This window comes from Kitasatospora sp. NPDC001540, assembly GCF_042894345.1.
In the GTDB taxonomy this organism is placed as follows: domain Bacteria; phylum Actinomycetota; class Actinomycetes; order Streptomycetales; family Streptomycetaceae; genus Kitasatospora; species Kitasatospora phosalacinea_C.
Genome location: NZ_JBIAVO010000012.1, coordinates 122,408 through 146,621 on the forward strand (window position 1 = coordinate 122,408; position 24,214 = coordinate 146,621).

18 protein-coding genes are annotated in these 24,214 nt (G+C 73.3%); 8 read left to right on the forward strand and 10 right to left on the reverse strand.

Translation table 11 applies throughout. The features are described 5' to 3' along the window. Positions 1-14: 14 nt before the first annotated feature. The 4 genes from sucC to ACFY00_RS17070 form a co-directional block, all read right to left on the reverse strand. On the reverse strand, positions 15-1,187 hold the full coding sequence (gene sucC / locus ACFY00_RS17055; protein WP_388032200.1) for an ADP-forming succinate--CoA ligase subunit beta: 1,173 nt from the start codon (positions 1,185-1,187) through the stop codon (positions 15-17). Positions 1,188-1,531: 344 nt separating this feature from the next. After that, positions 1,532-2,665, reverse strand: a complete 1,134-nt coding sequence (locus ACFY00_RS17060) for a VWA domain-containing protein (protein WP_388032202.1) — start codon at positions 2,663-2,665, stop codon at positions 1,532-1,534. A gap of 164 nt (positions 2,666-2,829) precedes the next feature. Beyond that, positions 2,830-5,253: a DUF5682 family protein gene (locus ACFY00_RS17065; RefSeq protein WP_388032205.1), complete on the reverse strand. Its 2,424-nt coding sequence runs from the start codon at positions 5,251-5,253 to the stop codon at positions 2,830-2,832. Continuing rightward, positions 5,250-6,347 carry an AAA family ATPase gene (locus ACFY00_RS17070; protein WP_285737129.1) on the reverse strand — a complete coding sequence of 366 codons (1,098 nt, stop codon included), beginning with the start codon at positions 6,345-6,347 and terminating at the stop codon, positions 5,250-5,252. The genes ACFY00_RS17065 and ACFY00_RS17070 overlap by 4 nt, the downstream gene beginning before the upstream one ends. A 251-nt stretch (positions 6,348-6,598) precedes the next feature. Here ACFY00_RS17070 and ACFY00_RS17075 point away from each other — a divergent pair, with 251 nt between their 5' ends. The 7 genes from ACFY00_RS17075 to ACFY00_RS17105 all read left to right on the forward strand — a co-directional run bounded on the left by ACFY00_RS17075 (position 6,599) and on the right by ACFY00_RS17105 (position 12,472). Further along, on the forward strand, positions 6,599-7,279 hold the full coding sequence (locus ACFY00_RS17075) for a WXG100 family type VII secretion target (RefSeq protein ID WP_388032208.1): 681 nt from the start codon (positions 6,599-6,601) through the stop codon (positions 7,277-7,279). Next, complete coding sequence (locus tag ACFY00_RS17080) at positions 7,276-8,073, forward strand: hypothetical protein (protein ID WP_388032210.1); 798 nt, start codon at positions 7,276-7,278, stop codon at positions 8,071-8,073. Before ACFY00_RS17075 ends, ACFY00_RS17080 begins: the two co-directional genes overlap by 4 nt. Positions 8,074-8,075: 2 nt before the next feature. After that, positions 8,076-8,621, forward strand: coding sequence for a hypothetical protein (locus ACFY00_RS17085; RefSeq protein WP_388032212.1), 546 nt, complete (start codon positions 8,076-8,078; stop codon positions 8,619-8,621). 43 nt (positions 8,622-8,664) lie between these two features. Then, on the forward strand, positions 8,665-9,195 hold the full coding sequence (locus tag ACFY00_RS17090; protein ID WP_388032214.1) for an SUKH-4 family immunity protein: 531 nt from the start codon (positions 8,665-8,667) through the stop codon (positions 9,193-9,195). Positions 9,196-9,272: 77 nt separating this feature from the next. Further along, complete coding sequence (locus tag ACFY00_RS17095; protein WP_388032216.1) at positions 9,273-10,586, forward strand: SWIM zinc finger family protein; 1,314 nt, start codon at positions 9,273-9,275, stop codon at positions 10,584-10,586. Positions 10,587-10,769: 183 nt separating this feature from the next. Beyond that, positions 10,770-10,913 carry a hypothetical protein gene (locus ACFY00_RS17100; protein WP_388032218.1) on the forward strand — a complete coding sequence of 48 codons (144 nt, stop codon included), beginning with the start codon at positions 10,770-10,772 and terminating at the stop codon, positions 10,911-10,913. Next, positions 10,910-12,472, forward strand: a complete 1,563-nt coding sequence (locus ACFY00_RS17105; protein ID WP_388032219.1) for a DUF5691 domain-containing protein — start codon at positions 10,910-10,912, stop codon at positions 12,470-12,472. Before ACFY00_RS17100 ends, ACFY00_RS17105 begins: the two co-directional genes overlap by 4 nt. Before the next feature lie 125 nt (positions 12,473-12,597). On the opposite strand, the gene ACFY00_RS17110 is transcribed toward ACFY00_RS17105, so the two are convergent. From ACFY00_RS17110 to ACFY00_RS17120, 3 genes are all read right to left on the reverse strand, one after another. Beyond that, positions 12,598-13,002 (reverse strand): cobalamin B12-binding domain-containing protein, encoded by a 405-nt coding sequence (locus tag ACFY00_RS17110; RefSeq protein WP_033256091.1) that lies wholly within the window; start codon positions 13,000-13,002, stop codon positions 12,598-12,600. A 179-nt stretch (positions 13,003-13,181) separates the two neighbouring features. Further along, positions 13,182-15,842: a DNA helicase PcrA gene (pcrA, locus tag ACFY00_RS17115; RefSeq protein ID WP_388032221.1), complete on the reverse strand. Its 2,661-nt coding sequence runs from the start codon at positions 15,840-15,842 to the stop codon at positions 13,182-13,184. A 127-nt stretch (positions 15,843-15,969) separates the two neighbouring features. Next, positions 15,970-16,965, reverse strand: a complete 996-nt coding sequence (locus tag ACFY00_RS17120; RefSeq protein ID WP_388032223.1) for a glycosyltransferase family 2 protein — start codon at positions 16,963-16,965, stop codon at positions 15,970-15,972. Between the two features lie 474 nt (positions 16,966-17,439). Between ACFY00_RS17120 and ACFY00_RS17125 the strand changes: the two genes are divergently transcribed. Beyond that, positions 17,440-19,872: a hypothetical protein gene (locus ACFY00_RS17125; protein ID WP_388032225.1), complete on the forward strand. Its 2,433-nt coding sequence runs from the start codon at positions 17,440-17,442 to the stop codon at positions 19,870-19,872. A gap of 88 nt (positions 19,873-19,960) precedes the next feature. Here ACFY00_RS17125 and ACFY00_RS17130 read toward each other — a convergent pair whose 3' ends face one another. From ACFY00_RS17130 to ACFY00_RS17140, 3 genes are all read right to left on the reverse strand, one after another. Next, entirely contained in the window at positions 19,961-21,487 is a 1,527-nt protein-coding gene (locus ACFY00_RS17130; protein WP_388032227.1) for a glycosyltransferase family 39 protein, read from the reverse strand. A 60-nt stretch (positions 21,488-21,547) separates the two neighbouring features. After that, on the reverse strand, positions 21,548-22,795 hold the full coding sequence (locus ACFY00_RS17135; protein WP_388032229.1) for a hypothetical protein: 1,248 nt from the start codon (positions 22,793-22,795) through the stop codon (positions 21,548-21,550). 144 nt (positions 22,796-22,939) lie between these two features. Then, positions 22,940-24,097, reverse strand: a complete 1,158-nt coding sequence (locus ACFY00_RS17140) for an acyltransferase family protein (RefSeq protein ID WP_388032231.1) — start codon at positions 24,095-24,097, stop codon at positions 22,940-22,942. Between the last annotated feature and the right edge of the window lie 117 nt (positions 24,098-24,214).

The window sequence follows — 24,214 nt, forward strand, 5'->3', positions numbered from 1 at the left end:
TTCGAGTCCCTTCCTTACTTGTTGGCCAGCTCGGCGGCGCGGTCAGCGGCGCCGTCCATGGTGTCCACCTGCTGCACCAGCGGGTGGTTGGCGTCGGTCAGGATCTGGCGGCCGAGCTCCGCGTTGTTGCCGTCCAGGCGGACGACCAGCGGCTTGGTGACGGCCTCGCCCTTGCTCTCCAGGAGCGCCAGGGCCTGCACGATGCCGTTGGCGACCGCGTCGCAGGCGGTGATGCCGCCGAAGACGTTGACGAAGACCGACTTGACGTCGGCGTCGCCCAGGATGATCTCCAGGCCGTTCGCCATCACCTCGGCGGACGCGCCGCCGCCGATGTCGAGGAAGTTGGCCGGCTTCACGCCGCCGTGCTTCTCACCGGCGTACGCGACGACGTCCAGGGTGCTCATGACGAGGCCCGCGCCGTTGCCGATGATGCCGACCTGGCCGTCGAGCTTGACGTAGTTCAGGCCCTTGGCCTTCGCCGCCGCCTCGAGCGGGTTGGCGGCGGCCTTGTCCTCGAGCGCCTCGTGCTCGGGCTGGCGGAACTCGGCGTTCTCGTCCAGGGAGACCTTGCCGTCCAGGGCGATGATCTTGCCGTCGCCGGACTTGATCAGCGGGTTGACCTCGACCAGGAGGGCGTCCTCCTTGACGAAGACGACCCAGAGCTTCTGCAGGACCTCGGCGACCTGGTCGGCGATCTCGGCCGGGAACTTCGCGGCGGCGACGATCTCGGCGGCCTTCTCCGGGGTCACGCCCTCGTTGGCGTCGACCGGGATCTTGGCCAGCGCGTCCGGGTTCTCCTCGGCCACGACCTCGATCTCCACGCCGCCCTCGACGCTGGCCATCGCCAGGAAGGTGCGGTTGGTGCGGTCGAGCAGGAAGGAGACGTAGTACTCCTCCTTGATGTCCGCGGTCTGGGCCAGCATGACCTTGTGGACGGTGTGGCCCTTGATGTCCATGCCGAGGATCGCCTCGGCCTTGGCCACGGCGTCCTGCGGGTCGGACGCGAGCTTCACGCCACCGGCCTTGCCTCGGCCACCCACCTTCACCTGAGCCTTGACGACGGCTCGGCCGCCGAAGCGCTCCGCGATGGCGGCAGCGTCTGCGGCGGTCTCGATGACATCGCCGTCAAGCACGGGTACACCGTGCTTGGCGAAGAGGTCCCTCGCCTGGTACTCGAACAGGTCCACGTGTTTGTCCTTGTTCGTGGTCGCGGAATGTGTCTCTACGAGCGTGCCACGGCAGGATCTTCGCTGCGGGTCGTCGACACTGAGCGGGTACGCAGATGTACGGCCTTGCGGCCCACGCAGTTGCCGGGCGCATCGTCAATCAACACGCGCGTCACGTCCGCATGGCAGGTTATCCCCGGACGACCGGCCTGTTTCGCCCGGGACCGGGTCCGCCTTGGTGAGAACCGTCACAACGGCCCCGGTCCGCGCCCCTCACCAGCGGGGGCGCGCAGCGGTGAGGGCCACCACCACTTCACCCGGACGAGTGGCGGGCACCCCCCTTGACCGCACGCGGTTCCCGTCGCTCACCGCCGGTCCGGCACCGGCAGCGGGCGCTTCTCGATCGCCGCCGCCATGATCTCCGGGAACGCGTCCGGCGTGCAGGCGAACGCCGGGGCGCCCAGCTCCGCCAGCGCCTGCGCGTGCACGTGGTCGTACGCCGGGGCGCCCTCGTCGGACAGCGCCAGCAGCGCGATGAACTGCACCCCCGCGGCCTTCATCGCCGCGACCCGCTTCAGCATCTCGTTGCGGATGCCGCCCTCGTACAGGTCGCTGATCAGCACCACGATCGTCTCGGACGGCCGGCTGATCTTCGACTGGCAGTACGCCAGCGCCCGGTTGATGTCGGTGCCGCCGCCCAGCTGGGTCGCGAACAGCACGTCCACCGGGTCGCTCAGCTGCTCGGTCAGGTCCACCACCGAGGTGTCGAACACCACCAGCCGGGTGTCCAGGCTCGGCATCGAGGCCAGCACCGCGCCGAACACCGCCGAGTGCACCACCGACGGCGCCATCGACCCGGACTGGTCGATGCACAGGATCACGTCCTTCTTCACCGCCCGCTGCGCCCGCGCGTAGCCGACCAGCCGCTCCGGGACGACCGTGCGGTACTCCGGCAGGTACTTCGACAGGTTGGCCCGGATCGTGCGGTCCCAGTCGATGTCCCGGTGCCGGGGGCGGTTCACCCGGGCGCTGCGGTCCAGCGCCCCGCCGACCGTCGAGCGCGTCCGGTCGGCGAGCCGGCGCTCCAGCTCGGCCACCACCTTGCCGACCACCGTCCGGGCGGTCTCCCGGGTGGTCTCCGGCAGCGCGTGCTTCAGCGACAGCAGCGTCCCCACCAGGTGCACGTCCGGCTCGACGGCGGCCAGCATCTCCGGCTCCAGCAGCAGCCGGTCCAGGCCCAGGCGGGAGATCGCGTCCTGCTGCATCAACTGCACCACGCTGGTCGGGAAGTACTCCCGGATGTCCCCCAGCCACCGCGCCACCTTCGGCGCCGACCCCCCGAGCCCCGCCGACCGCTTCCCGTCCTCCCGGTACAGCGCCCCCAGCGCCCCGTCCATCGCCGCGTCCCGTCCCGACAGCCGCACCCCGGTGCCGTCCGCGTCGCCACCCAGCACCAGCCGCCAGCGCCGCATCCGCTCGTCGTCCTGACGGACCGTCATGTGATCTCACTCCTTGGCTTGCCCATCGGGCCGGTCGAAGACCGCCCTGCCCAACTCCCGCGCCCCGTCAGGGGCGCGGGGAACTGCGCGAAGCGGAAGGGGAACAGGGGAGGGTCGGGGCGGCGTCGCGGCGGATCCTGCGGGCCGCTCCGACCCGTGGCGCCTCAGGCCGTGGCGCGGCGGTCCACCTGGCGCGGGATCCGCGGCTGCGGAACCCGCACGCCCAGCAGCAGCGCCAGCACCGGCGTGGTCGCGTCGGCGCGCTCCTCGTCGAGCGGGGTGTCCGGGGCGGAGTCCCCCGCGGGAGCCGTGAGCGGGCCGGTGGCGACCCGGGAGCCGATGGTGTGGCGGACGCCCGCCTCCAAGGAGGAGAAGGTGCGGCGCAGTACCGGCAGCAGGTCGGTGAAGGCCTCCGGGGAGACCCCGCACAGCCAGCCGTCGAGCAGGCCGAGCAGGACGGGGTCGTGCAGCAGCAGGGCGCCGCCGCCGGAGACGAAGCCCTCGACCCAGCCGCCCGCGTCGGCCGGCTCGGAGGCGGTGGAGAGCACCAGCCCCAGACGCCGCCCGGCCTCCTCCGCGTCGAGCCGCCCGTCGTCCAGCAGCAGGCGCACGGCGCGGCCGCGCAGCAGGCCGGGGACGCCCGTCGCGGGGCCGCCGTGCGGTTCGCGGGCGGCGAGGGCGGCGAGGGTGTCGGCCCAGCGGTCGGCGGTGGCGCCGCCGAGGAGGGCGATCGCCTGGTGGACGGCGTCCAGGTCGGCGCGGCGGGCGTTCGCGCCGTCCGCGTCGAGGCCGGTGCAGGCGGCGGGCAGCGCGATGCTGAGGCGTTCGGCGAGGCCGTGGGCGACGGCGGTGAGGGCGCTGGTGTCGGTGGCCCGGACGTCGCCGTAGCGCAGGGTGCGGACCAGCGCGGGGAGGGCGGCGGCCAGGTGTCCGGCGTCGGTGTCGAGCGCGGCGCGGTCCGCGAGGGCCCGCATCACCTCGGGCAGCGCGTCGGGCAGGTCGGCCAGCAGGCACTGTTCGGCGAGCGCGGTGAGGGCGGTGAGCTCGGCCTTCGCGGCCTCGGCGACGGCCTTGCCGGTGGCGGCGGAGCGCACGGTGGTGCCCCACTGCCCGGCCTCGACCAGGTGGACGGAGAACTCGGGCTCCCAGGCGAGCTGCCAGGTCTCCCGGAAGGTGCCGGTGGAGTTGACGCTGTCGCGGGCCGGACGGCCCCAGTGCAGGCCGAGCAGCCGCAGCCGGTGCAGCAGCCGGGAGCGCTCGACGTCGAGGTCCTTGCGCAGGTCGAGGACGAGTTCGCGGGCCGCGGCCTCCGGCTTGAGCCGCAGGGTGCGCTGCAGGCGGGTGAGGTCGCGCTGCAGCGGCACGGCGGGCACCCCGTCGGGGACCTCGCCGAGCGCGTCGCCGACCACCAGCCGCTCGCGGACCAGCGCCAGGGCGACGTCCGAGCCGTCGCACATCACGGCCCGCACCGCGTCCAGCGTCTCGGTGAGGCCGGGCAGCGGGCGGCCGCGCATCGCGGCGAGCGAGTCGGCGAGCCGGACGGCCTCGATGACGTGCGCGGAGGAGACCGGGTGGTCCTCGGCGCGGAGCAGTTCGGCGACCCTGGTCATCCAGCGGGCGACCGGCTGCCCGGGTGCGGTGAACAGGTGGTGGTACCAGCCGGGCGAGTCGATGCCCGCGCCGTAGCCGGTGTGCTGGGAGAGCCTGCGGTGCGTCCACGGCACCCAGGTCAGCTCGACCTTCGGCTTCTTCGGGAGCCCGGCGAGCAGCGCCCGGTCGTGCGCCACCGTCGGCATCGCGGCGAGCGCCGGGACGTGCCAGGCGCCGCAGACCACCGCGATCCGCCGGTGCCCGGCCCGGCGGGCGGCCCGGATCTGCTGGCGCATCGCGGCCTCGCGGACCAGGTCGCGCCGCTCGGCCGGGTGGTGCTCGCGCAGCGCCGCCATCGCCTCGGCGAGGGCCGCGAACGGGGCGAGCACGTCGCCGTCGGGGGTGCGGTGCTCGACCGCGTCCTCCCACCAGGCCTCGGGGTCGGTGTGGCCCGCGGCGGCGGCGAGTTCGGCGATCGGGTCGACGGGCGCGGGGCGGGAAGTGCCCCCCGGCACTCCCGACCCCTCCCCCTCTTCCGACGCACCGTCGACGCCGGAGGCGTCACCCTCGCCGGCAACGGTTTCGCCCTCCTCGTCACGGCCACCGCGCGGGCCGAGCGCGAGGCCCTGCGCGGCGGGCAGGTCGATGAACCGGACGGGCACGCCGGCGTCCAGCGCGTGCCGCAGCGCCACCCACTCGGGCGAGAACTCGGCGAACGGCCAGAACGCGGCCCGCGCCGGGTCGTCGGCGACGTGCGCGAGCAGCGCGACCGGCGGCACCATCTCCTTCTCGGCGGCGGCCGCGGCCAGCTCGTCGGCCTCCGGCGGGCCCTCGATCAGCACCGCGTCCGGCTGCAGGGCGGCCAGCGCGGCGGCCACCGCGCGGGCCGAGCCGGGACCGTGGTGGCGCACCCCGAGCAGCGTCACCTCCGCAGCCGCCGCCCTGGCGCCCGCGGCCCCGGCGCCCGCCGCCCCGGCGCTCACGGCCTCGGCGCTCACGCGGAGACCTCCCGGGCGGCCCGGTAGAAGTCCTTCCAGCCGTCGCGGTCGCGGACCACGCCCTCCACGTACTCGCGCCACACCTGGCGGTCGGCGACCGGGTCGCGGACCACCGCGCCGACGATGCCGTCCGCGACGTCGCCCGCGCGCAGCACGCCGTCGCCGAAGTGTGCGGCCAGCGCGAGGCCGTTGGTGACCACGGAGATCGCCTCGGCGGTGGAGAGCGTACCGCTGGGGGTCTTCACCTTCGTCCGCCCGTCGGCCGTCAGGCCGGAGCGCAGCTCGCGGAAGACCGTCACCACCCGGCGGATCTCCTCGGCGCCGCCCGGCAGTTCGGGCAGGTCGAGGGAGCGGCCGAGCTGGCCGACCCGGCGGGTGACGATCTCCACCTCCTCCTCCAGCGTCGCGGGCAGCGGCAGCACCACGGTGTTGAAGCGGCGGCGCAGCGCGGAGGAGAGCTCGTTGACGCCGCGGTCGCGGTCGTTGGCGGTGGCGATCACGTTGAAGCCGCGCACCGCCTGCACCTCGGAGCCCAACTCGGGGACGGGCAGGGTCTTCTCGGAGAGGATGGTGATCAGGCTGTCCTGCACGTCCGCCGGGATGCGGGTGAGCTCCTCGACCCGGGCGATCTGCCCGTGCCGCATGGCGCGCATCAGCGGGGACGGCACCAGCGCGTCCTCGCTCGGGCCGTGGGCGAGGAGTTGGGCGTAGTTCCAGCCGTAGCGGACGGCCTCCTCCGGCGTGCCCGCGGTTCCCTGCACCAGCAGTGTGGAGTCGCCGGAGATCGCCGCCGCGAGGTGCTCGGAGACCCAGGTCTTGGCGGTGCCGGGCACGCCGAGCAGCAGCAGCGCCCGGTCGGTGGCCAGCGTGGTCACGGCGACCTCGACCACCCGGCGCGGGCCGACGTACTTGGGCGTGATCACGGTGCCGTCGGCGAGCTCGCCGCCCAGCAGGTAGGTGGCGACCGCCCACGGCGACAGCCGCCAGCGCTCCGGCCGGTCCCGGTCGTCGTGCCGGGCGAGGGCGGCCAGCTCCTCGGCGAACGCGTCCTCGGCGTGCTGCCGAAGGACCTCGCTGGTCGTCTCGGTGGTCATCGACTGCTCCGATCTCACGGGGGACTCACGGGGAACTCACGGGTCGTCAGAACGCTGCGCGAAGCGGGCGCGGAGAATGAACGGCACGGCGCTGACCTGGGAGGAAGAACTCCCGCCCGCCCGTGCACCCACCACTGTGCCGCCCGCCACTGACAACCGGAGCCACGGCCGCGGTCCGCCGGATTCCTTGCCCGGACAGCGGACTGGCCATACTGTCCGATGAACTGACTAACGCTCGGGGGGTGCGTGTCATGGGAGTGGTCCTGCCCGACGAGGTCGCCTGGGTCCTCGACCTCATCGGGGTCAACTGGCCGAACGTGGACGAGGACGAGTTCCGCGAGATCGCCGACAGCATGCGGGCGTTCGCCGAGGAGGTCGACAACGGGCGCAGCGACACCATCGCCGCCGTCGCGCGCCTGGTCTCGGAGAACGTCGGCCCGGCCAGCGACGCCTTCAACAACCACTGGACCTCGGTGGCGAACAAGCACCTGGAGGGCCTCGGCGAGGCCGGTCGGCTGCTCGCCACCGCGCTGGACGGCGCCGCCCTGGTGATCACCGGCGCCAAGATCGCCGCAGTGGCCCAACTCGTGGCCCTGGCCGTCGAGGTGATCGCCGCCCAGGCCGCCGCGCCGTTCACCTTCGGCCTGTCGGAAGCCGGGGCGCTGGGCGCCACCCAGGCCACCCGGGTGATCGTCCGCCGCCTGCTCAAGGAGGCCGAGCAGCAGATCGTCCAGCAGTTGCTCGCGATCGTCGAGGAGCCGGTCGTCAACGCGCTGTCCAACATGGCGGGCGACCTGGTGCTCCAGCTCGGCGAGAACGCCCTCGGCATGAAGCAGGGCGTCGACTGGGGCGACGTCGGCCGCTCCGGCCTGGACGGGGCGAAGCAGTCGCAGCTCGGCTCCGCGGTGACCGGCGGAGGTGGCCCGTGGTGAGCGAGATCCGCCACAACTACGACGAGACCGACCGGATGGCCCGGCGCCTGCTGGAGCACGCCGAGCGCCTGCACGGCGCGGCCGGCCCGCACAGCGGACGGGCCCACGCGCGGCTGAACGCCCACCACGGCCAGGACCCGCTGGCCACCGCGGTGTCCAACGGCTCGACCAGGATCCTGGACGTCATCCGCAAGGCGGAGGACCAGCTGCACGAGCACCTGAAGAACATGTCCAAGGGCCTGGAGCGGACCTCCCTCAACCACAAGGAGAACGAGGCGGACCTGGAGAAGGCCCTCAAGAGCCTCCTCAAGGTGGAGTCGAACGCCGAGGAGATCCGCAAGAAGCAGGGCCCCGAGTACCGCGGCCCCAAACCCGGCCTGAAGCCGCACACCGTCACGCTGGAGTGGCGGCACGGCATGCCGCGGCTGGAGTTCCTGCAGAAGGCGATGGCGCTGCGACGGCTCGGCAAGCAGGGCAAGATCTTCAACGCGCCCAAGGTGCAGCGCGCAAGCGGCATGACCCAGGCCTACAAGAGCGCCCTGATCAAGGTCCTGCACGACAACCACAAGGGCTCGCCCGATTACAAGGCGATCATGGACCGGGTCGAATCCATGCAGGCCGACCACGTCAACGAGCTCCAACTCGGCGGTCTCGACTCGTGGAAGAATCTCCGGATGCTGCACGGCGAAACCAACCGGGACGTCGGGACGCAGCAGGTCACCCTCGATCTGGTGCGGCACAGAGTCCCGGTCGGTACCCCGATCAAAATCAAGATCAAATGGAAATGGTGGTAGCGGTGCCGGCCGAGGAAACCATGGAACTGCTGCTCCCGGAGTTGATGCGGGTCTGGCAGGACCGCAGCAACTTCCCGGCGGTCGGGTTCGGCCCGGCGAGGCCGATCGAGGAACTGCCCGGAGAACTGCCGAGGGACGTCCGCCGACTGCTGTCGCTGAGTGACGGGATCCACTTCGGCGTGTGGGCGTCCGTTCACTCCAGTGCCAGTCTCCCCGCTTACCAGGGGCCCGAGGTGCTGGCCATCGCCACCGGCGTCACCAACCCCGAGGACTACCTGGACATCGGTCTCGTCGACGAGGAGCCGCTGCTGCTCGACACCAGGGACGGCAGCGTCTGGGCGGCCCACCCCGAGCCCGGCGGCCTCTGGTACCAGGGGTCCGAGCTGCTCCGGATCGCCGACAACCTCGACGTCTTCCTGTCCGAGTGGGTGGCGGGACCCCGCTTCCACGAACTCGTCCTGTCCACGGCCCAGGACGAGGAGGACCGCGACCTCAGCCGGGACGACTGGTGGCGCCTGCTGCAGGCCGCCGGCCGCGTCCCCGCCTGAGGGCGACCGGCCCACCGCACCGCGACGACACTGGAGACCTGACGTGGCCACATACGCCGAACTCGCCGAACTGTTCAGCCCCGACGGCGTCCTCCGGATGCCCCTGGACGAGGCCCTCGCCAGCGGCATCCCCGAGGAGGACGCCCGCCTGCTCGCCGAGGTGGGCGTGCCGCTCTTCGTCGACGTGCTGTTCACGGTCAAGGTGAAGGGCGACCCGCTCGCGTACACCCTGGTGCCGATCAGCGCCGGGGACGACGGCGTGACCGTGCTGGCCCTCGGCGGCCCCACCGACGCCGACCTGATGCGCTACTGCCTGGACCTCGACAACGGGTACGTCATCCTGCTCGGCCTGGGTGAGGAGCCCACCGCCGAGATCGTGAACCAGAACCTGGACTCCTTCGTCGAGTTCCTCTACCGGTACGCCCTGCGCCTCAAGCACGTCGCTGGTGTCTCCGACCGGCAGGCCGACGAGTACACCGCCAAGCTCCGCGAGTACCTCGCTGCCCGCGACCCCTACGCCTTCGCCGCCCCGGACAGCTGGTGGGGCATGGTGTTCGACGCCCTCGTCGACTAGGGATACCCGCTGACAAGCCCTCAGGACCCCGCCAGGGTCCTGAGGGCTTGTCAGTGTCCCCCCCTAACGTCGGTGCCATGGAGGAACGCTGGAGCACCGAACACGTCCTTTCGCTGGCGCCCGATCCGGCTTCCCTGAAGGCCGCGGGCAAGCTCTCCGGCCCGGCCCCCTGGTCGGCCACCGGCACCGGGCAGGGCGCGCTGTGGGGCCTGTGCAAGGGCAGCGGCAGCACCCCGTACCGGACGGCGGTGGAGCTCGGCACGCCCGCGTACAAGTGCAGTTGCCCGAGCCGGAAGTTCCCGTGCAAGCACGCCCTGGGCCTGCTGCTGCTGTGGGCCGCCGGGCCGGAGGCCGTCGCCGACGGCGCCGCGCCGCCGGACTGGGTGCAGGAGTGGCTGGACGGCCGCGGCCGGGCCGCCGCGGACAAGGCGGCCAAGCAGCGGGCGAAGGCCGCCGAGGCCGATCCGGAGGCCGTCCGCAGGCGGGCCGAGAAGCGGGCGGCCCGGGTCGCGGGCGGCGCCCGCGAGCTGCGGCTGCGGCTGGCCGACGGCGTGCGCCGCGGGCTGGCCGACCCGCAGCCGCCCGGCGCGTGGGAGGAGGTCGCCGCGCGCATGGTCGACGCCCAGGCGCCGGGCCTGGCGTCCCGGGTGCGGGTGCTGGCCGAGGCCCCGCAGGACGAACTGCTGGAGGAGTACGCGATGCTGCACCTGCTGGCCGGCGCCTACGGCCGGATCGACACCCTGCCGGAGGCCCTGGCGGCGACGGTCCGGGCCCGGGTCGGCTTCACCACCGACACCGCCGACCTGCTCGCCGGGCCGACCGTCCGGGACCGCTGGCACGTCCTGGGCAGCCGGGACACCGCGGACGACCGGCTGACCACCCGCCGGGTGTGGCTGCGCGGCGCGAAGACCGGACGGCCCGCCCTGCTGCTGGCCTTCGGCCGCCCCGGCCAGGCGCCCGACCTCGCGCTGCCCACCGGCTACCTGCTGGAGGCCGAGCTGGCCTACCACCCGGGCGCCCGCCCGCTGCGGGCCGTCCTGGGCACCCGCTACGGCAGCCCCGAGCCCGCCCCGGCCGCCGCGCCCGCCGGTCTGTCGCCCGCCGGGGCGCTCGCCGAGTACGGCGCCGCCGTCGCCGAGGACCCGTGGCTGGACGGCTGGCCGACCGTCCTGGCCGACGTGGTGCCGGTCCGCACGCCGGAGGGCTGGCAGCTCACCGACGGCGCCCACGCGCTGCCGGTGCGCCGCGGCGCGCTGCCCGAGACGGCGCTGTGGCGGCTGGCCGCGGTCTCCGCCGGGCACCCCGTCACGCTGTTCGGCGAGTGCGGCCACCACGGCTTCGCCCCCGTCACCGCCTGGGACTCCGAGCACCGGCCCGTCCCGCTCGGCTGACCTCCCGTCCGGCCGACCCTCCAGCGCCCGACACCTTCCCACCACCTTCCCGCCGCCCGCCCGACGCCTCGCCGAAGGGCGCCGCGCCCGGCGGCCACGCACTCCCCCGCACCCGCACCCGCACCACCGACGGAACGGGACGCTCCCCGGCGCCCCCTGACCCGCCGTCGACCGGAGGAAACGATGACCCGCACCCGCAGCATCCGGCAGCGCGCCGCCGTCCGGCGCATCACCCTGCACCACGCCGCCCGCCGGGCCGCCCTCGCCAGCGGCTGGGGCCGCCGCCACCGCGCCGCCGTCCAGCGTCCGAACGGGGTCCGGGCATGACCGCGCCCGCGCTCGCCCCCGCCGACGACTGGGCCGAACTGCAGGGCACCGCCCTGCTCGGCACCGACCGCCGCCCGCTGCCCGAGCCGCGCACCGCACTGGCCGCCGCCCTCGACCGCACCGACCCGGCGGGCGCCCTGCTCGACCTGGCCGCCGTCGCCGCGGTCCGCCGCCGGGCCGGCGCGCTGCCCGCCCCCGCCGTCGAGACGCCCGCGCCCGCGCCGGACGACCCGCGCCCCGCCCTGCCCGAGGCGGCCGCCCGCCGCCTGGCCGTCCTGCTCGGCACCCGCAGCGGCCAGGGCACCACGGCCAACCTGGCCGAGCTCCTCCCGCAGTGGCTGGCCGCCGCCCGCAGCCGCGGCTACCGGCTGCCGCCCGCCCTCGTCCCGACCCTGCTGGACACCGCCCGGGCCCGCTCCGAACTGCGCACCGACGCCGTCACCCTGGCCGGTCCGCTCGGCCGCTGGCTGGCCCCGCACAACCCCGACTGGAAGTACGTCACGCGCACCGCCGGGGAACAGGACGTCCTCGACCAGCCCGGTGAACTCCTGTGGCAGGAAGGCCTGTTCGCCGAACGCGTCACCCACCTCACCCGGCTGCGGCGCACCGACCCGGCCGCCGGGCTGGCCCTGCTCGCCTCCACCTGGAGCACCGAGCGCGCCGAGGACCGGGTGCTGTTCCTCGACTCCCTGCAGGACGGACTCTCCCTCGCGGACGAGGACTTCCTGGAGGCCGCGCTCTCCGACCGCTCCAAGAACGTCCGGGCCACCGCCGCGGAACTGCTCTCCACCCTGCCCGGTTCCGCCCTCGCCGCCCGGATGGCCGACCGGGCCCGCGCGGCCGTCCGCCACGACGGCGACCGGCTGTACGTCACCCCGCCCACGGCCTGCGACGCCGCCATGCAGCGCGACGGCATACCGGTCAAGTCGCCCACCGGGCGCGGCGAACGCGCCTGGTGGTTCGGCGAGGTCGTCGCCGGGGCGCCGCTCTCCCTCTGGACCACCGGCACCGGCCTGAGCCCCGAGCAACTGCTCGCCCTGCCGACCGTCGACGCGCCCGACGGCGGCGGCGCCGAATGGGCCGAGGACCTGCGCGAGGCCTGGGCCCGCGCCGCCGTCCGCCAGCAGGACGCCGCCTGGGCCCGCGCCCTGCTCGGCACCCCGCCCCGCCCCGGCCGCGACACCCGCACCCCGGGCGCCCCGGCGAAACTGCTGGCCGTCCTCCCGCCCGCCGAACGGGCCGCCTGGACGGCCGCGTTCGTCCAGACCCACGGGCTCGGCGACGCCTTCCAACTCCTCGGCGCCTGCGCCACCCCGTGGACGCCCCCGCTCTCCACCGCCGTGGTCGCCGCGCTCAAGCGCGCCGCGGAACTCGGCTCCTACCCGTGGAGCCACAGCGGCGTCCTCGGCATGACCGAACGCGCCCTCGCCCCCGAGACCGCCCCCGCCGTCGAGGCCCTGGCCGCCGACACCTCCCCGGACACCGCCTGGTCCGACACCTTCACCCGCCTCGCGGGGACGCTGCGCTTCCGGCAGGCGATGCTCGCCGAACTGGAGTGAGGGGAGCACCCGCACCAGGGGTCCGGAAGGAGCGGCGAGGCACGACACCAGGGGCCGCTGCGCAGCACGGACCCGCCGTTCCCCGGCCCCTGTCGGGGCCACTGCGCAGCTCGGACCCGCCGTTCTCAGCTGGCGCGCAGGTTGGACTGCACCCAGCTGACGACCTCCTGCGTGGAGGTGCCCGGGGTGAAGATGTCGGCGACGCCGAGGGCCTTGAGCTCGGTGATGTCCGCGTCGGGGATGATCCCGCCGCAGAAGACCTTGATGTCCGCCGCGTCGCGCTCCTTGAGGAGTTCGATCACCTTCGCGCAGAGGGTCATGTGCGCGCCGGAGAGGATCGACAGGCCGATGCCGTCCGCGTCCTCCTGGATCGCCGTGTCGACGATCTGCTCGGGGGTCTGGTGGAGGCCGGTGTAGATGACCTCCATGCCGGCGTCGCGCAGCGCCCGCGCGATGACCTTGGCTCCCCGGTCGTGCCCGTCGAGCCCGGGCTTGGCGACCACGACTCGGATCGGCCCCGACACCACCATCACTGCCTCCTGGACCACGTTGTCCACCACCCGGCCGACCTGGTCACGGGCTCGGTGTTAACCACTTCTAACAGATCTGAGGAGAGGTTAGCGGCCCGTGGGGCCGCCGTCCTTCCCCGTCCGCCGAGAGGAGGGCAAAGTCACAGCGTGCGGGGCCGACCCGCGACCGGGCCCGCCGGTCAGAGCTTCTCGACGGGGGCGTACCGCAGCAGCAGTTCCTTGCGGCCGGTGGAGCCGAAGTCGACCGTGGCGCGGGCCTTGTCGCCGACGCCCTGGACGGCGACGACGGTGCCGAGGCCGAAGCTGTCGTGGCTGACCCGGTCGCCGACCGCGAGCGCGACGACCTCCCGGTCGGCGACCGTCCGCGCGGACTTGCCCCAGCCGGCCTTCGGCGAGGCGGCGGCGGAGGACCCGGAGCCGCGCGAGGACCCGGACCAGCCCGATCCCGAGGACGCGTAGCCGCGCGAGGCCGGCACCGCGGCCGCGCCCGTCCGCTTCCACTCGATCAGCTTCTCCGGGATCTCCTCCAGGAAGCGCGAGGCCGGGTTGTAGGAGGGCTGCCCCCAGGCGCTGCGCAGCACCGAGCGGGTCAGGTAGAGCCGCTGCCGGGCCCGGGTGAGGCCGACGTAGGCGAGGCGGCGCTCCTCCTCCAGCTCCTTGACCTGGTTGAGGGCCCGCATGTGCGGGAAGATCCCGTCCTCCATGCCGGTGAGGAAGACGACGGGGAACTCCAGGCCCTTGGCGGTGTGCAGGGTCATCATCGTGATGACGCCCGCCCCGTCCTCCTCGTCCGGGCTTCCTTCCGATGTCCCGGACTGCTTCGCATCCGGGATCTGGTCGGAGTCGGCGACCAGCGCGACCCGCTCCAGGAAGTCCGCGAGCGAGCCGACCGGCGGCCCCTCGTCGCCCTCGGGGCGCTCCCCCGGGTCCTTCTCGTACTCCAGGGCGACCGCGGCGAGTTCCTGGAGGTTCTCCACCCGGGTCTCGTCCTGCGGGTCGGTGGAGGCCTGGAGCTCGGCGAGGTAGCCGGTCTCCTCCAGGACGGCCTCCAGCACGGCGGCCGGTCCGGCGCCGGACTCGACGACCTGGCGCAGCCCGGCCAGCAGCTCGTTGAACTTCTTGACCGCGTTGGTGGAGCGCGCCGCCATCCCGTACGCCTCGTCGACCCGGCGCAGCGCGGCGGCGAAGGAGATCCGCTCGCGCGCGGCGAGGGCGTCGATCATCGCCTCGGCGCGCTCGCCGATGCCGCGCTTGGGGACGTTGAGGATGCGGCGCAGCGGGACGGTGTCCTCGGGGTTGGAGAGGACGCGCAGGTAGGCGAGGACGTCCTTGACCTCCTTGCGCTCGTAGAAGCGCACGCCGCCGACGACCTTGTAGGGCAGGCCGACCCGGATGAACACCTCTTCGAAGACCCGGGACTGGGCGTTGGTGCGGTAGAAGATCGCCACGTCGCCGGGGCGGGCGTGGCCGGCGTCGGTGAGGCGGTCGATCTCCTCGGCGATGAACTGGGCCTCGCCGTGCTCGTCGTCGGCGACGTAGCCGACGACCTGCTCGCCCTGGTCCCCGGCCGTCCAGAGGTTCTTCTTGCGGCGGTTGGTGTTGCGTTCGATGACCGAGTTGGCGGCGGTGAGGATGGTCTGGGTGGAGCGGTAGTTCTGCTCCAGCAGGATCGTCGTCGCGTTCGGGTAGTCCTCCTCGAACTGGAGGATGTTGCGGATGGTCGCGCCGCGGAAGGCGTAGATCGACTGGTCGGCGTCGCCGACCACGCACAGCTCGGCGGGCGGGATCTGCGCGAGGTGCGCCTCGGCGGGGTTGACGTAGTCGCCGTCGACGGTCATCCGGGGCGCGTGGGTGGCGGAGCCGCCGGAGAGTTCGCGCACCAGCGTGTACTGGGCGTGGTTGGTGTCCTGGTACTCGTCGACCAGGATGTGCCGGAACCGGCGCCGGTAGTGCTCGGCGACGGCGGGGAAGGCCTGCAGCAGGTTGACGGTGGTCATGATGATGTCGTCGAAGTCGAGGGCGTTGGCCTCGCGCAGGCGCCGCTGGTAGAGGAAGTACGCCTCGGCGAGCTTCTTCTCCGTCTCGTTGGCGGCCTGGTCGGCGTACGTCTCCTCGTCGATCAGCTCGTTCTTGAGGTTGCTGATCTTGGCGGTGAAGGACTTCGGCGGGAACTGCTTGGGGTCGAGGTCCAGGTCGCGGCAGACCAGGGCCATCAGGCGCTGCGAGTCCGCGGAGTCGTAGATCGAGAAGCTGGAGTTCATGCCCAGCTGCTTGGCCTCGCGGCGCAGGATGCGCACGCACGCGCTGTGGAAGGTGGAGACCCACATCGCCTTGGCGCGCGGGCCGACCAGCGCCTCGACGCGCTCGCGCATCTCGCCCGCGGCCTTGTTGGTGAAGGTGATCGCCAGGATCTCGCCGGGCTGCACGCCGCGGGCGGCCAGCAGGTGGGCGATCCGGTGGGTGAGCACCCGGGTCTTGCCGGAGCCCGCGCCGGCCACGATCAGCAGCGGCGACCCGGCGTGCAGCACGGCCTCGCGCTGCGGGTCGTTCATGCCCTCCAGCAGTTGCGCCGGGTCGACCACGGTGCGGGCGGCGCCGTTGCGGTGCCAGGCGTCGCGCTCGGCCTCGGCGGCGTGGTCGGTGGCGAACAGCCCGTCGGGGATGTCCTCCTCGCCGTACCCGGGGTCGTACGGCCCTTCGTCGTACGGCTCGTCCGGCGGCGGCGCCTCCTCCTCCGACCACTGCGGCCGGGGCGCCTGCGGCGCTGCGGGGCGGGGGCTCGACCCGACGGCGGGACGCTCGAAGCCGGGGAGCGGGAGGTCATCGAAGAGGCTACTCATGGCCCTTCGAGTCTATGGCCCGCCGCCGACATCCCGGGCCGCTCCCGGGAGCCGCCCGCCGGCCCCGGCAACGCGGACGGCCCGGCCCCCGCTGCGGGGGGCCGGGCCGTCCCGGAGTCACGGCAGGTCAGATGCCGACGTCGACCCGCTCGCCGCGGTCGGCGCCGCGCTGCTGCGGGGCGTCGGCCGAGTCGTAGCCGATGAAGAAGGTCGGACGCTTCTGCACCGCGGTGTAGATCCGGCCGATGTACTCGCCGAGCAGGCCCACGCAGATCAGCTGGATGCCGCCGATGAACAGCATCGCGACGAACAGCGAGGTCCAGCCGGGCACGGTGTGGCCGGCCAGGTAGACGCCGATGGTGGCGGCCAGCATCGCGAAGCAGCCGAAGAAGCTCAGCACGCCCAGCCAGGTCGCGATCCGCAGCGGCGCGGCCGAGAAGTTGGTGATGCTGTCGATCGCGAGGCGGATCATCTTGCTCAGCGGGTACTTGGTCTCGCCCGCGACGCGCTCCTCGCGGAAGTAGGTGACCTGCCCGCTGGGGAAGCCCAGCCACGGCACCAGCAGGCGGTAGACCTGCTGCTGGTCCGGCAGCGACTTGAGGGCGTCCACGGCCTCGCGGCTGAGCAGTCGGAAGTCGCCCGCCTGGGACGGCACCCGCTTGCCGACCATGCGGCGCATCAGCCAGTAGTACGCGCCCGCGGTCCAGCGCTTGAAGCCGGTGTCGGTGCTGCGGTCGGAGCGGACGCCGTAGACGATGTCGAGCTTGTCGCGCCGGGCGAGCTCCAGCATCTCCGGGATCTTCTCCGGCGGGTCCTGCAGGTCGGCGTCGATGCTGGCGACGTAGTCGCCGACCGAGCTGTGCAGACCGGCGGTCAGCGCGGCCTGGTGCCCGGAGTTGCGGCGCAGCTTGACGATGCGCAGCTCCGACCAGCCCTGGCGTATCTCCTCCAGGAGTTCCGCGGTGCGGTCGGCACTGCCGTCGTCCACGGCCACGACCTCGTAGGAGACGTTGGTACCGTCCAGCGCGGGGCGGAGACGGGCGACGAGGGCCGGCAGGGCGGCCTCCTCGTTGTACATCGGGATGACGACGGAGAGGGTCGTCGTGGCTCGTGCAGCCGCCATGGGGTTTCCCGCCAGAGAAGAGTAGTTCGATGAGTCAATGACGCAGAGGTTCGATTGATCGAGCGCATCCTAGCAAGGCGCCCTTACCGGATCGTCACCCGAGTTCCCCGGGATCCCCCCGGTCACGGCGTGTCGGGTTCGGGGGCCGGGAGCCCCGCGCGCCGGCCCGCCGCGGCCCCGGCGGGGAGCGGCGCCGGCGGGGCGGAGGCGTCCGGCACCGGCCCCCCGGAGGGGCGCAGGGCCGTGCTGGTAGCCTGTGGGTCGCGTACGGCATGCTATCGAAGTCCGCACCGTCGAGCCGGAGTCGTCCCACCTCAGGACTACCGCCCGTCACCGACCGCCTACGCCGCTGCCCGGCGGTAGGCGGTTCTCTCCTCCGAGGCCCCGCCCCGCTCCCGAGCCGCGGCCGGCACCGCCTCGTTCTCCAGGTTCGGCGCAGAGCCACCGAGCACTCCAGGGGGAGAAAACAGTCTCATGGGCACCTTTCACGACACCCCCGTGACGGCGGACTCCCCGCCCGCGGTCACCGGCCCCCGGCGTCCCGACGGCCTCCGGGGTCGGCTGGAGGGCCCGGGGGCGCTCGGTGCGGTGTGGCGCCTCCTGCCCGCCGTCGCCGCCCTGGTGCTGCTGCTGGCGACCCTGGTGGCCTCCGACACCCCGCTGAACTCCATAGCCAGGTACGGGTTCTACATAGCCTGGGGTGTGCTGCTGCCCGGCACGCTGGTGTACCGCTCACTGCGCCGCGCACCGCACACCCTGTTGGAGGACCTGGTCCTGGGCGCGGTCACCGGCCTGGTGCTCGAGCTCGCCGCCTGGGCGCTGCTCCTGCCGCTGGGCCTGGCCGGGGCGGCGGCGCTCTGGCCGCTGCTGGTGGTCGTGCCGTTCGCCGCGGTGCCGCGGCTGCGCGGGCACTGGTGGGTGCGCGGCTACCGGAAGGTCCCGGTCGGCTGGTCCTGGGCGGTGGCCGGAACGGTCGCGCTGACCAGCGCCTACCTGTACCGGACGTACCTGTCGCGCACGCCGCTGATGCCCGCGGACGACGCCAGCCGCCAGTTCATCGACCTGTCGTACCAGATGTCGCTGGCGGGCAACGCCAAGCACTCCTTCCCGCTGACCCTGCCGCAGGCGTCCGGCGAGCCGCTGCAGTACCACTGGTTCGCGTTCGTGCACGAGGCGATGACCAGCCTGGTCGGCCACCTCGACCTGCCGGTGGTGCAGCTGCGGCTGATGATCCCGGCGCTGTGCGCGCTGACCATGCTGGTCGCCGCGGTGGTCGCGCACCGGCTCACCGGCCGGATCTGGGCCGGTCCGATCGCGGGCCTGCTGCTGTTCGCGGTCGGCGAGTTCAACGGCGGGCACGGGCAGACCCCGTTCGGTTCGCCGCAGACCACGCTGATGGTGTGGGGCAGCGTCTCCATGACGTACAGCCAGCCGCTGCTGCTGGCGCTGGTCGCCACCGCGGGTGACGCGCTGCGCCGCCCCGAGCGGGAGACCGGGGCGCCGGTGCCGCTGCTGGGCGGCCGCGCCGTGTACGTGCTGACGGTGCTGTTCGCCTTCGCCTCCAGCGCCGCCAAGGCCACCTCCGTCCCGGTCACCCTGGCGGGCCTCGCGCTGGCGGGCGCGGTCGGGCTGCTGGTGAACCGGCGGATCCCGTGGACGGTGGTCAGGCTCGGCGCGATCGTGGCCGCCGCCCAGCTGTTCTCCACCGCGGTGATCTTCGCGTTCAAGACGTACGGCCTGGCCGTGGACCCGTTCTCCAACCTCCGCTACGGCTGGGCCGACCCGCAGGGCCTGCGCGGCGCCTCCGGCCAGGCCGTGGTCGTGGCGCTGGTGCTGTTCGCCTTCGTGGTCAACACCCAGCTGCGGGTGGCGGGCGCGCTGCCGCTGCTGTGGCGCAGCCGGTTGAAGCTGGAGCCGGTGCAGTGGTTCCTGCTCGGCGGCGCCGTGGCCGGTCCGGCCGTGTTCGTCCTGGTGAGCGGCTGGAACGCGGGCTACTTCACGCACGCGGGCCTGGTCTTCGGCGTGCTGCTGTCCGCCTGGGGCTACTGCGAGTCCTTCGAGCGGGCCGACCTGGGCCGGGCGGGCCGGGCCGCGCTGGCCGCCTTCGCGGTGGGCTGGACGGTGCTGCTGACCTGGTTCGTCGTCGACAAGCACGACTACGCCTGGCTGGACCGCCTCTCCCGGCGGCTGCACGACCTGCACCCGACCCGGCACGGCTTCCTGCGCGCCTTCCTGAGCGGCAACCCGGACGGGAACGGCTCCGCGTCGGGGCTGTTCCCGATCGTCGCGGCCGGCCTGGCGCTGCTCGGCCTCGGCGTGCTGTGCGCGCTGCTGTGGTGGGGCCTGTCCCGCGCGCTGCCGCGGATGCGCCGCCGCGGCGGCGTGGTGCTGCTGACCGCCGCGCTGCTGGCGGGCGCCCCGACGCTGGCGCTGGACCTGCCCAAGCCGGTCTGGGACGCGACGGTCTGGGGTTCGATGCCGCTGCCCGCCTCCAAGGTGGACGCGGCCCGCTGGGTGCGCGCGCACAGCGAGCCGACGGACGTGCTGGCGACCAACGAGCACTGCTGGTCGTACGACGACTTCGCCGACCCGACCGCCCCGTGCAACGACTACCGGGACTTCGCGCTGAGCGCCTACTCGGAGCGTTCGGTGCTGGTCGAGGGCTGGGCCTTCGCCCCGCGGGTGATGGCCGGCACCGACCCGAACTTCTGGGACCAGCCGCTGCTGGCGCTGAACGACGAGGCGTTCTACCGGCCGACCGCGCAGGTGCTGGCGCGGCTGCACGGCGAGCACCACGTGCGCTACCTGTTCGTGAACCGCAAGGTCCGCGCCGAGTCGCCCGAGCTGGCGGCGCTGGCCACCAAGGTGTTCGACAACGGCCGGATCGGCGTCTACGAGCTGCGCTGACCGTCCCGCCGCCGCGACGCCGAAGGGCCCCGGACCTCCGTGGAGGTCCGGGGCCCTTCGGCGTCCGTCCGGGCGGCGGCGGTCCGGGTCAGGGAGTGCGCTGCAGCAGGGTCACGGTCATCTGGCGGACCTTGGTGACCTGGACCGGGGTGAACTCCGACTTGAGCAGCGCGGCCTGGGCGGGCGGCAGGCCCTCGAAGGGGTCGCCCTTGTTCTCGAAGGCGTAGGTGACCATCCAGATCCGCTGGGTGTCGCCGAGGCAGGCGGCCGGGTCGGGGCACTCCTTGGCGAACAGGTCGTTGCGGTCGATCGCGCTCTTGGCGACGAACACGTCCTTCGGCTGGACGCGGTCCGGCAGGTAGTAGTCCAGCGCGAGGTCCATCATCATCCACGCCTCGTCGCCGCGGACCGGGAGGATCGCGTCGCCGGGCCGGTACCCGGCCGCGATGGTCCGGGCCGCGCCGCGCTCGTCGGAGTACTCGTGCGCGGTGGTGACGCGCAGGTGCTCCTGGGTGTCCATGCCGAGGTAGCCGGTGCCGAGCAGGAACACCAGCGCCATCCACACCCGGGGGCGCAGCGCGGTGATCGCCGCGGCGGCCACCACGCACCAGGCGGGCACGGTGAACAGCAGGTAGCGGTCCATGAAGTACGAGGTCTTGCCCTGCGAGACGAGGTAGACCGCGGCGATCGGCAGCGCCGCGACCATGCCGATCTCGACCGCCCGGCGGCGGTTGCCGCTCCACGCCAGCGGCATCACGGCCATCGCCAGGAAGATGCCGCCGACCAGCGGGTCGCCGAACACGCCGTTCCAGAAGGGCTGGAAGGAGGTCAGGTCGGGGGTGGTGATCCAGGAGATCTGCCGGCCGACCTGCCGACGGCCCAGCAGCACCAGCGGGACGAGCGGGAGGACCGCCACCACGACCGCCGCCGGGAAGCCGAACAGCAGCCGCCGGTCGCGGGTCGGCCACCAGCGCAGCGCCACCACGATGGCGTGCGGCAGCAGGAAGACCAGCGAGATCATGTGGAACAGCCCGGCCATCGCCACGCAGGCCGCGTAGGAGAGCCAGCGCGGCCAGGTCGGCCGCTCCAGGGCGCGCAGCAGCGCCCAGGTGCCGGCGGCGACGAACAGCACCACGAAGGCGTAGCCGCGGACCTGCTGGGCGAAGCCGGAGACCGAGGGGACGACCGCGAACAGCAGTCCGGCCACCAGCCCGGTCCAGGCGCTGCCGAACTGCTTGCGGGCGGTCAGCACGACGAACGCGGCGGCCCCGGCCATCGCGAGCGCGGAGGGCAGCCGCATCGAGGTGGCGGAGTCGCCGAACCAGCCGATCCAGAAGTGCAGCAGCAGGTAGTAGGCGCCGGAGACGGCGTCGACGTGGTGCAGCATGCTCAGCAGTTCGCCGGTGCTGCGCTCGGCGGCGCTCCAGGAGGCCAGCTCGTCGCGCCACAGCTGGGGGCGCCAGGACCCCCGTATGCCCAGGGCGAGGGTGATCAGCATCGGCCAGACCCACAGGGTGTTCACCACCCGGGGCGGCAGTGCGGCGAACCGTCCTGCCGGAGCGGCGGAGCCCTTTCGTTCGGTGGCCGTCTGTTCGGCCACGGCGGCTTCCGCCACGTCTTTCCCCTTAGGACGCATGTGTGCAAGGACCGGTTCGGCGTTTCGGTGGTTCCGGCGTCAGGGGGCGTCCGGGTAGACCCAGGTCAGGTAGCCGCCGTAGACGGCGGAGCACGCCGCTGCCGAAACGACGACCAGCATAGTGGCCGCCCGGTTGCGCAGCCGCGCCAGCCCGAGGGCCGCGGGCAGCAGCAGGGAGAAGGCCGGGAGCAGGAAGCGGACCCTGGAGTTGAAGTACGCGGCGTCGCCGAGCGCGACCAGCAGCAGCACCGCGCCGTAGGTCAGCAGCCAGGGCGGCTGGCGCTGCAGGACGCCGACCGCGAACAGCACGACGTACCCGATCAGCACGATCGCGGTGACCGCCTCGGTCAGCCAGACCGGGTGCGCGGAGAACAGCAGCCGGTCGTAGGAGGCGAGGGTGCTGCGGCCGAAGTCGAAGTGCGAGTCCCAGGCGCGCTGGACCTCGAAGTAGGCGTCCCAGCGGCCCCACCGGTGGCCGACCCAGGCGAGGTAGCCGACGAAGCCGAGCGGGGCGATGACGGCGGCGGCGACCGGCCGGGCCCAGCCGGTGGCGTCGCGGCGGCGGACCGCGGTGAGGAGGGCGAGCAGCGCGGCGACGCCGACGGCGGCGGCGACGGCGATGCCGGTGGGGCGGGTCAGGCAGGCCAGGGTGGAGAGCAGTCCGGCGGTCAGCCAGCGGCGCACCAGCAGGGCGAGCAGGGCCCAGGCGGCGAGGGCGGTGAAGAGCGGTTCGCTGTAGGCCGTCGACTCGACGACCGCGCCGGGCAGGGCGCCCCACAGCAGGACCAGCAGCAGGCCGGTGGGTCGGGAGTACAGGCGGCTGCCGAACTCGAAGACGCCCCAGGCCGCGGCGAGCGAACCCGCCCAGGCGACGGCCAGCGCGGAGCCCGCCACGCTGAGCGGCAGCACGGCGTGGACGGCGGTGATCAGCCAGGGGTAGAGCGGGAAGAAGGCCAGCGTGGAGTAGGGGATGCCGTTGGCGTAGCCGCCGACGTCCAGCTGGTCGGTGTAGCCGTGCACCACGATGTGCTGGTACCACTGGGCGTCCCACAGGGTGGCCAGCCGGTGCAGGGCGGACTGCCCGGGGGCGGTCCGGTGGCCCCAGAGCACCACGGCGGCCAGGCCGACCAGCCGCACCGCGGCGTAACCGCCCAGGGCGAGCGCCGTCCAGCGCAGCCGTTCGGAGCGCAGCAGCCGGTGCGCGGTGCGGGCCGGGTCCGGCCGGGCGGGGCCGCCGGTCGGCGTCGTGCGGTCCGGCTGGTCCAGGCGGTCGGCCTCGGCGGTCACGCTTCCTCCTGCCGGGCCGGGGGTGCGAGTGGCTCGGACAGGGGTGAGCGGGGGTGGAGACGGCTCCGGCCCCGGCAGGATATGCACGGGGCCGGATCGGGGGCCCCGGCGCGCGGGCGGCGCGCCGGGTTTCACCCGGAAGGGTCAGTCGGGTTCGCCGTTGCGGCGGATCTGTGCGAAGGCGTTCTCCAGCTTCTTCTTCATCCAGGGCGCGAGCGGCACCTCGACCAGCCGGTGCACCAGGTAGGCGGCGACCATCATCGCGGCCAGCACCAGGAAGAAGGTGGGGTACGGGTCCAGGTGGCGGCTGACCCGGGTGATCACCTGGAAGCCGACCTCCTGGTGCAGCAGGTACAGCGGGTAGGTGAGCGAGCCCGCGACGGTCAGCCACTTCCAGCGGATCCAGTTGAACCAGCCCAGCGCCGAGCCGAGCACCAGCAGGAAGGCGGTGGTGACGTACGCCATGACCAGGTACCAGGACAGGTGGTGCCGGGTGCCGTACTCGTAGCCGCCGATCACGCCGCGCATCCGGTCCTGGGCCATCAGCCAGCAGTAGACGACCAGCGCCCAGAGCACCATGTTCGGCTTGAAGCGGTACATCAGGTACATCGCGATGCCCGCGATGAAGTACCAGGCGTAGGTGGACTGCACCATGGTCTCGAGGATCGGCAGGTTCACCGAGGGCGAGATGGTGGCGAGGAACGCCCAGACGCCGCAGAACGCGACCACGCGCTTGTAGGTCAGGCCCCAGATCAGCAGCAGGCCGAACAGCACGTAGAACCGCATCTCGGCCCAGAGCGACCAGTACACCGGGTCGATGTTGCCGACGCCGAGCGGCATGTTGAACATCGTCAGGTTGGTCAGGATGCGGGTCGGCGTCGGGTGGTGGGTGTCGTCGCCCCATATCGTCGGGACGACCATCAGCACGGCCGAGGTGACCAGCACCGCCACCCAGTACGCCGGGTAGAGCCGGACGATCCGCGAGGTGACGAAGTCGCCGATCGAGCGGCCCCAGCAGGACATGCAGATGACGAAGCCGCTGATCAGGAAGAACAGTTGGACGCCCGTCCAGCTGTAGGCGCCGATCAGGTGGCCGAACGGCATCAGCTTCGACGGGGAGCCGTGCCAGACGCCCTGGAAGCGCTCGACGCCGAGCCAGTGCCAGCACAGCACACCGATCGCGGCGAGCAGCCGCAGGCCGTCGAGCACGTAGAGCCGGGGACGCTTGGCGGATTTGGCAGGGGCCGCGCTGTCCGCCGTCAACGGGGACAGCGGCTCGTGGCTCGCAACGGTCGAAGACATCGGCGCGCTCTCGCTGTGGAGGGACTGAGGGAACCGGCCGCCGGGCCCCGGACCGGGGCCGGCTCGGTGCCGGTCGGGAGGAAGCCTACCGACACCGCGGCGCGCCCCCTTCGTCCG

Coding starts and splice junctions, on each gene's coding strand:
- ACFY00_RS17105 (WP_388032219.1), top strand. CDS start 10,910: ATGACCGCGCCCGCGCTCGCCCCCGCCGACGACTGGGCCGAACTGCAG.
- ACFY00_RS17060 (WP_388032202.1), bottom strand. CDS start 2,665: ATGACGGTCCGTCAGGACGACGAGCGGATGCGGCGCTGGCGGCTGGTG.
- ACFY00_RS17095 (WP_388032216.1), top strand. CDS start 9,273: ATGGAGGAACGCTGGAGCACCGAACACGTCCTTTCGCTGGCGCCCGAT.
- ACFY00_RS17075 (WP_388032208.1), top strand. CDS start 6,599: ATGGGAGTGGTCCTGCCCGACGAGGTCGCCTGGGTCCTCGACCTCATC.
- pcrA (WP_388032221.1), bottom strand. CDS start 15,842: ATGAGTAGCCTCTTCGATGACCTCCCGCTCCCCGGCTTCGAGCGTCCC.
- ACFY00_RS17100 (WP_388032218.1), top strand. CDS start 10,770: ATGACCCGCACCCGCAGCATCCGGCAGCGCGCCGCCGTCCGGCGCATC.
- ACFY00_RS17070 (WP_285737129.1), bottom strand. CDS start 6,347: ATGACCACCGAGACGACCAGCGAGGTCCTTCGGCAGCACGCCGAGGAC.
- ACFY00_RS17125 (WP_388032225.1), top strand. CDS start 17,440: ATGGGCACCTTTCACGACACCCCCGTGACGGCGGACTCCCCGCCCGCG.
- ACFY00_RS17120 (WP_388032223.1), bottom strand. CDS start 16,965: ATGGCGGCTGCACGAGCCACGACGACCCTCTCCGTCGTCATCCCGATG.
- ACFY00_RS17140 (WP_388032231.1), bottom strand. CDS start 24,097: ATGTCTTCGACCGTTGCGAGCCACGAGCCGCTGTCCCCGTTGACGGCG.
- ACFY00_RS17110 (WP_033256091.1), bottom strand. CDS start 13,002: ATGGTGGTGTCGGGGCCGATCCGAGTCGTGGTCGCCAAGCCCGGGCTC.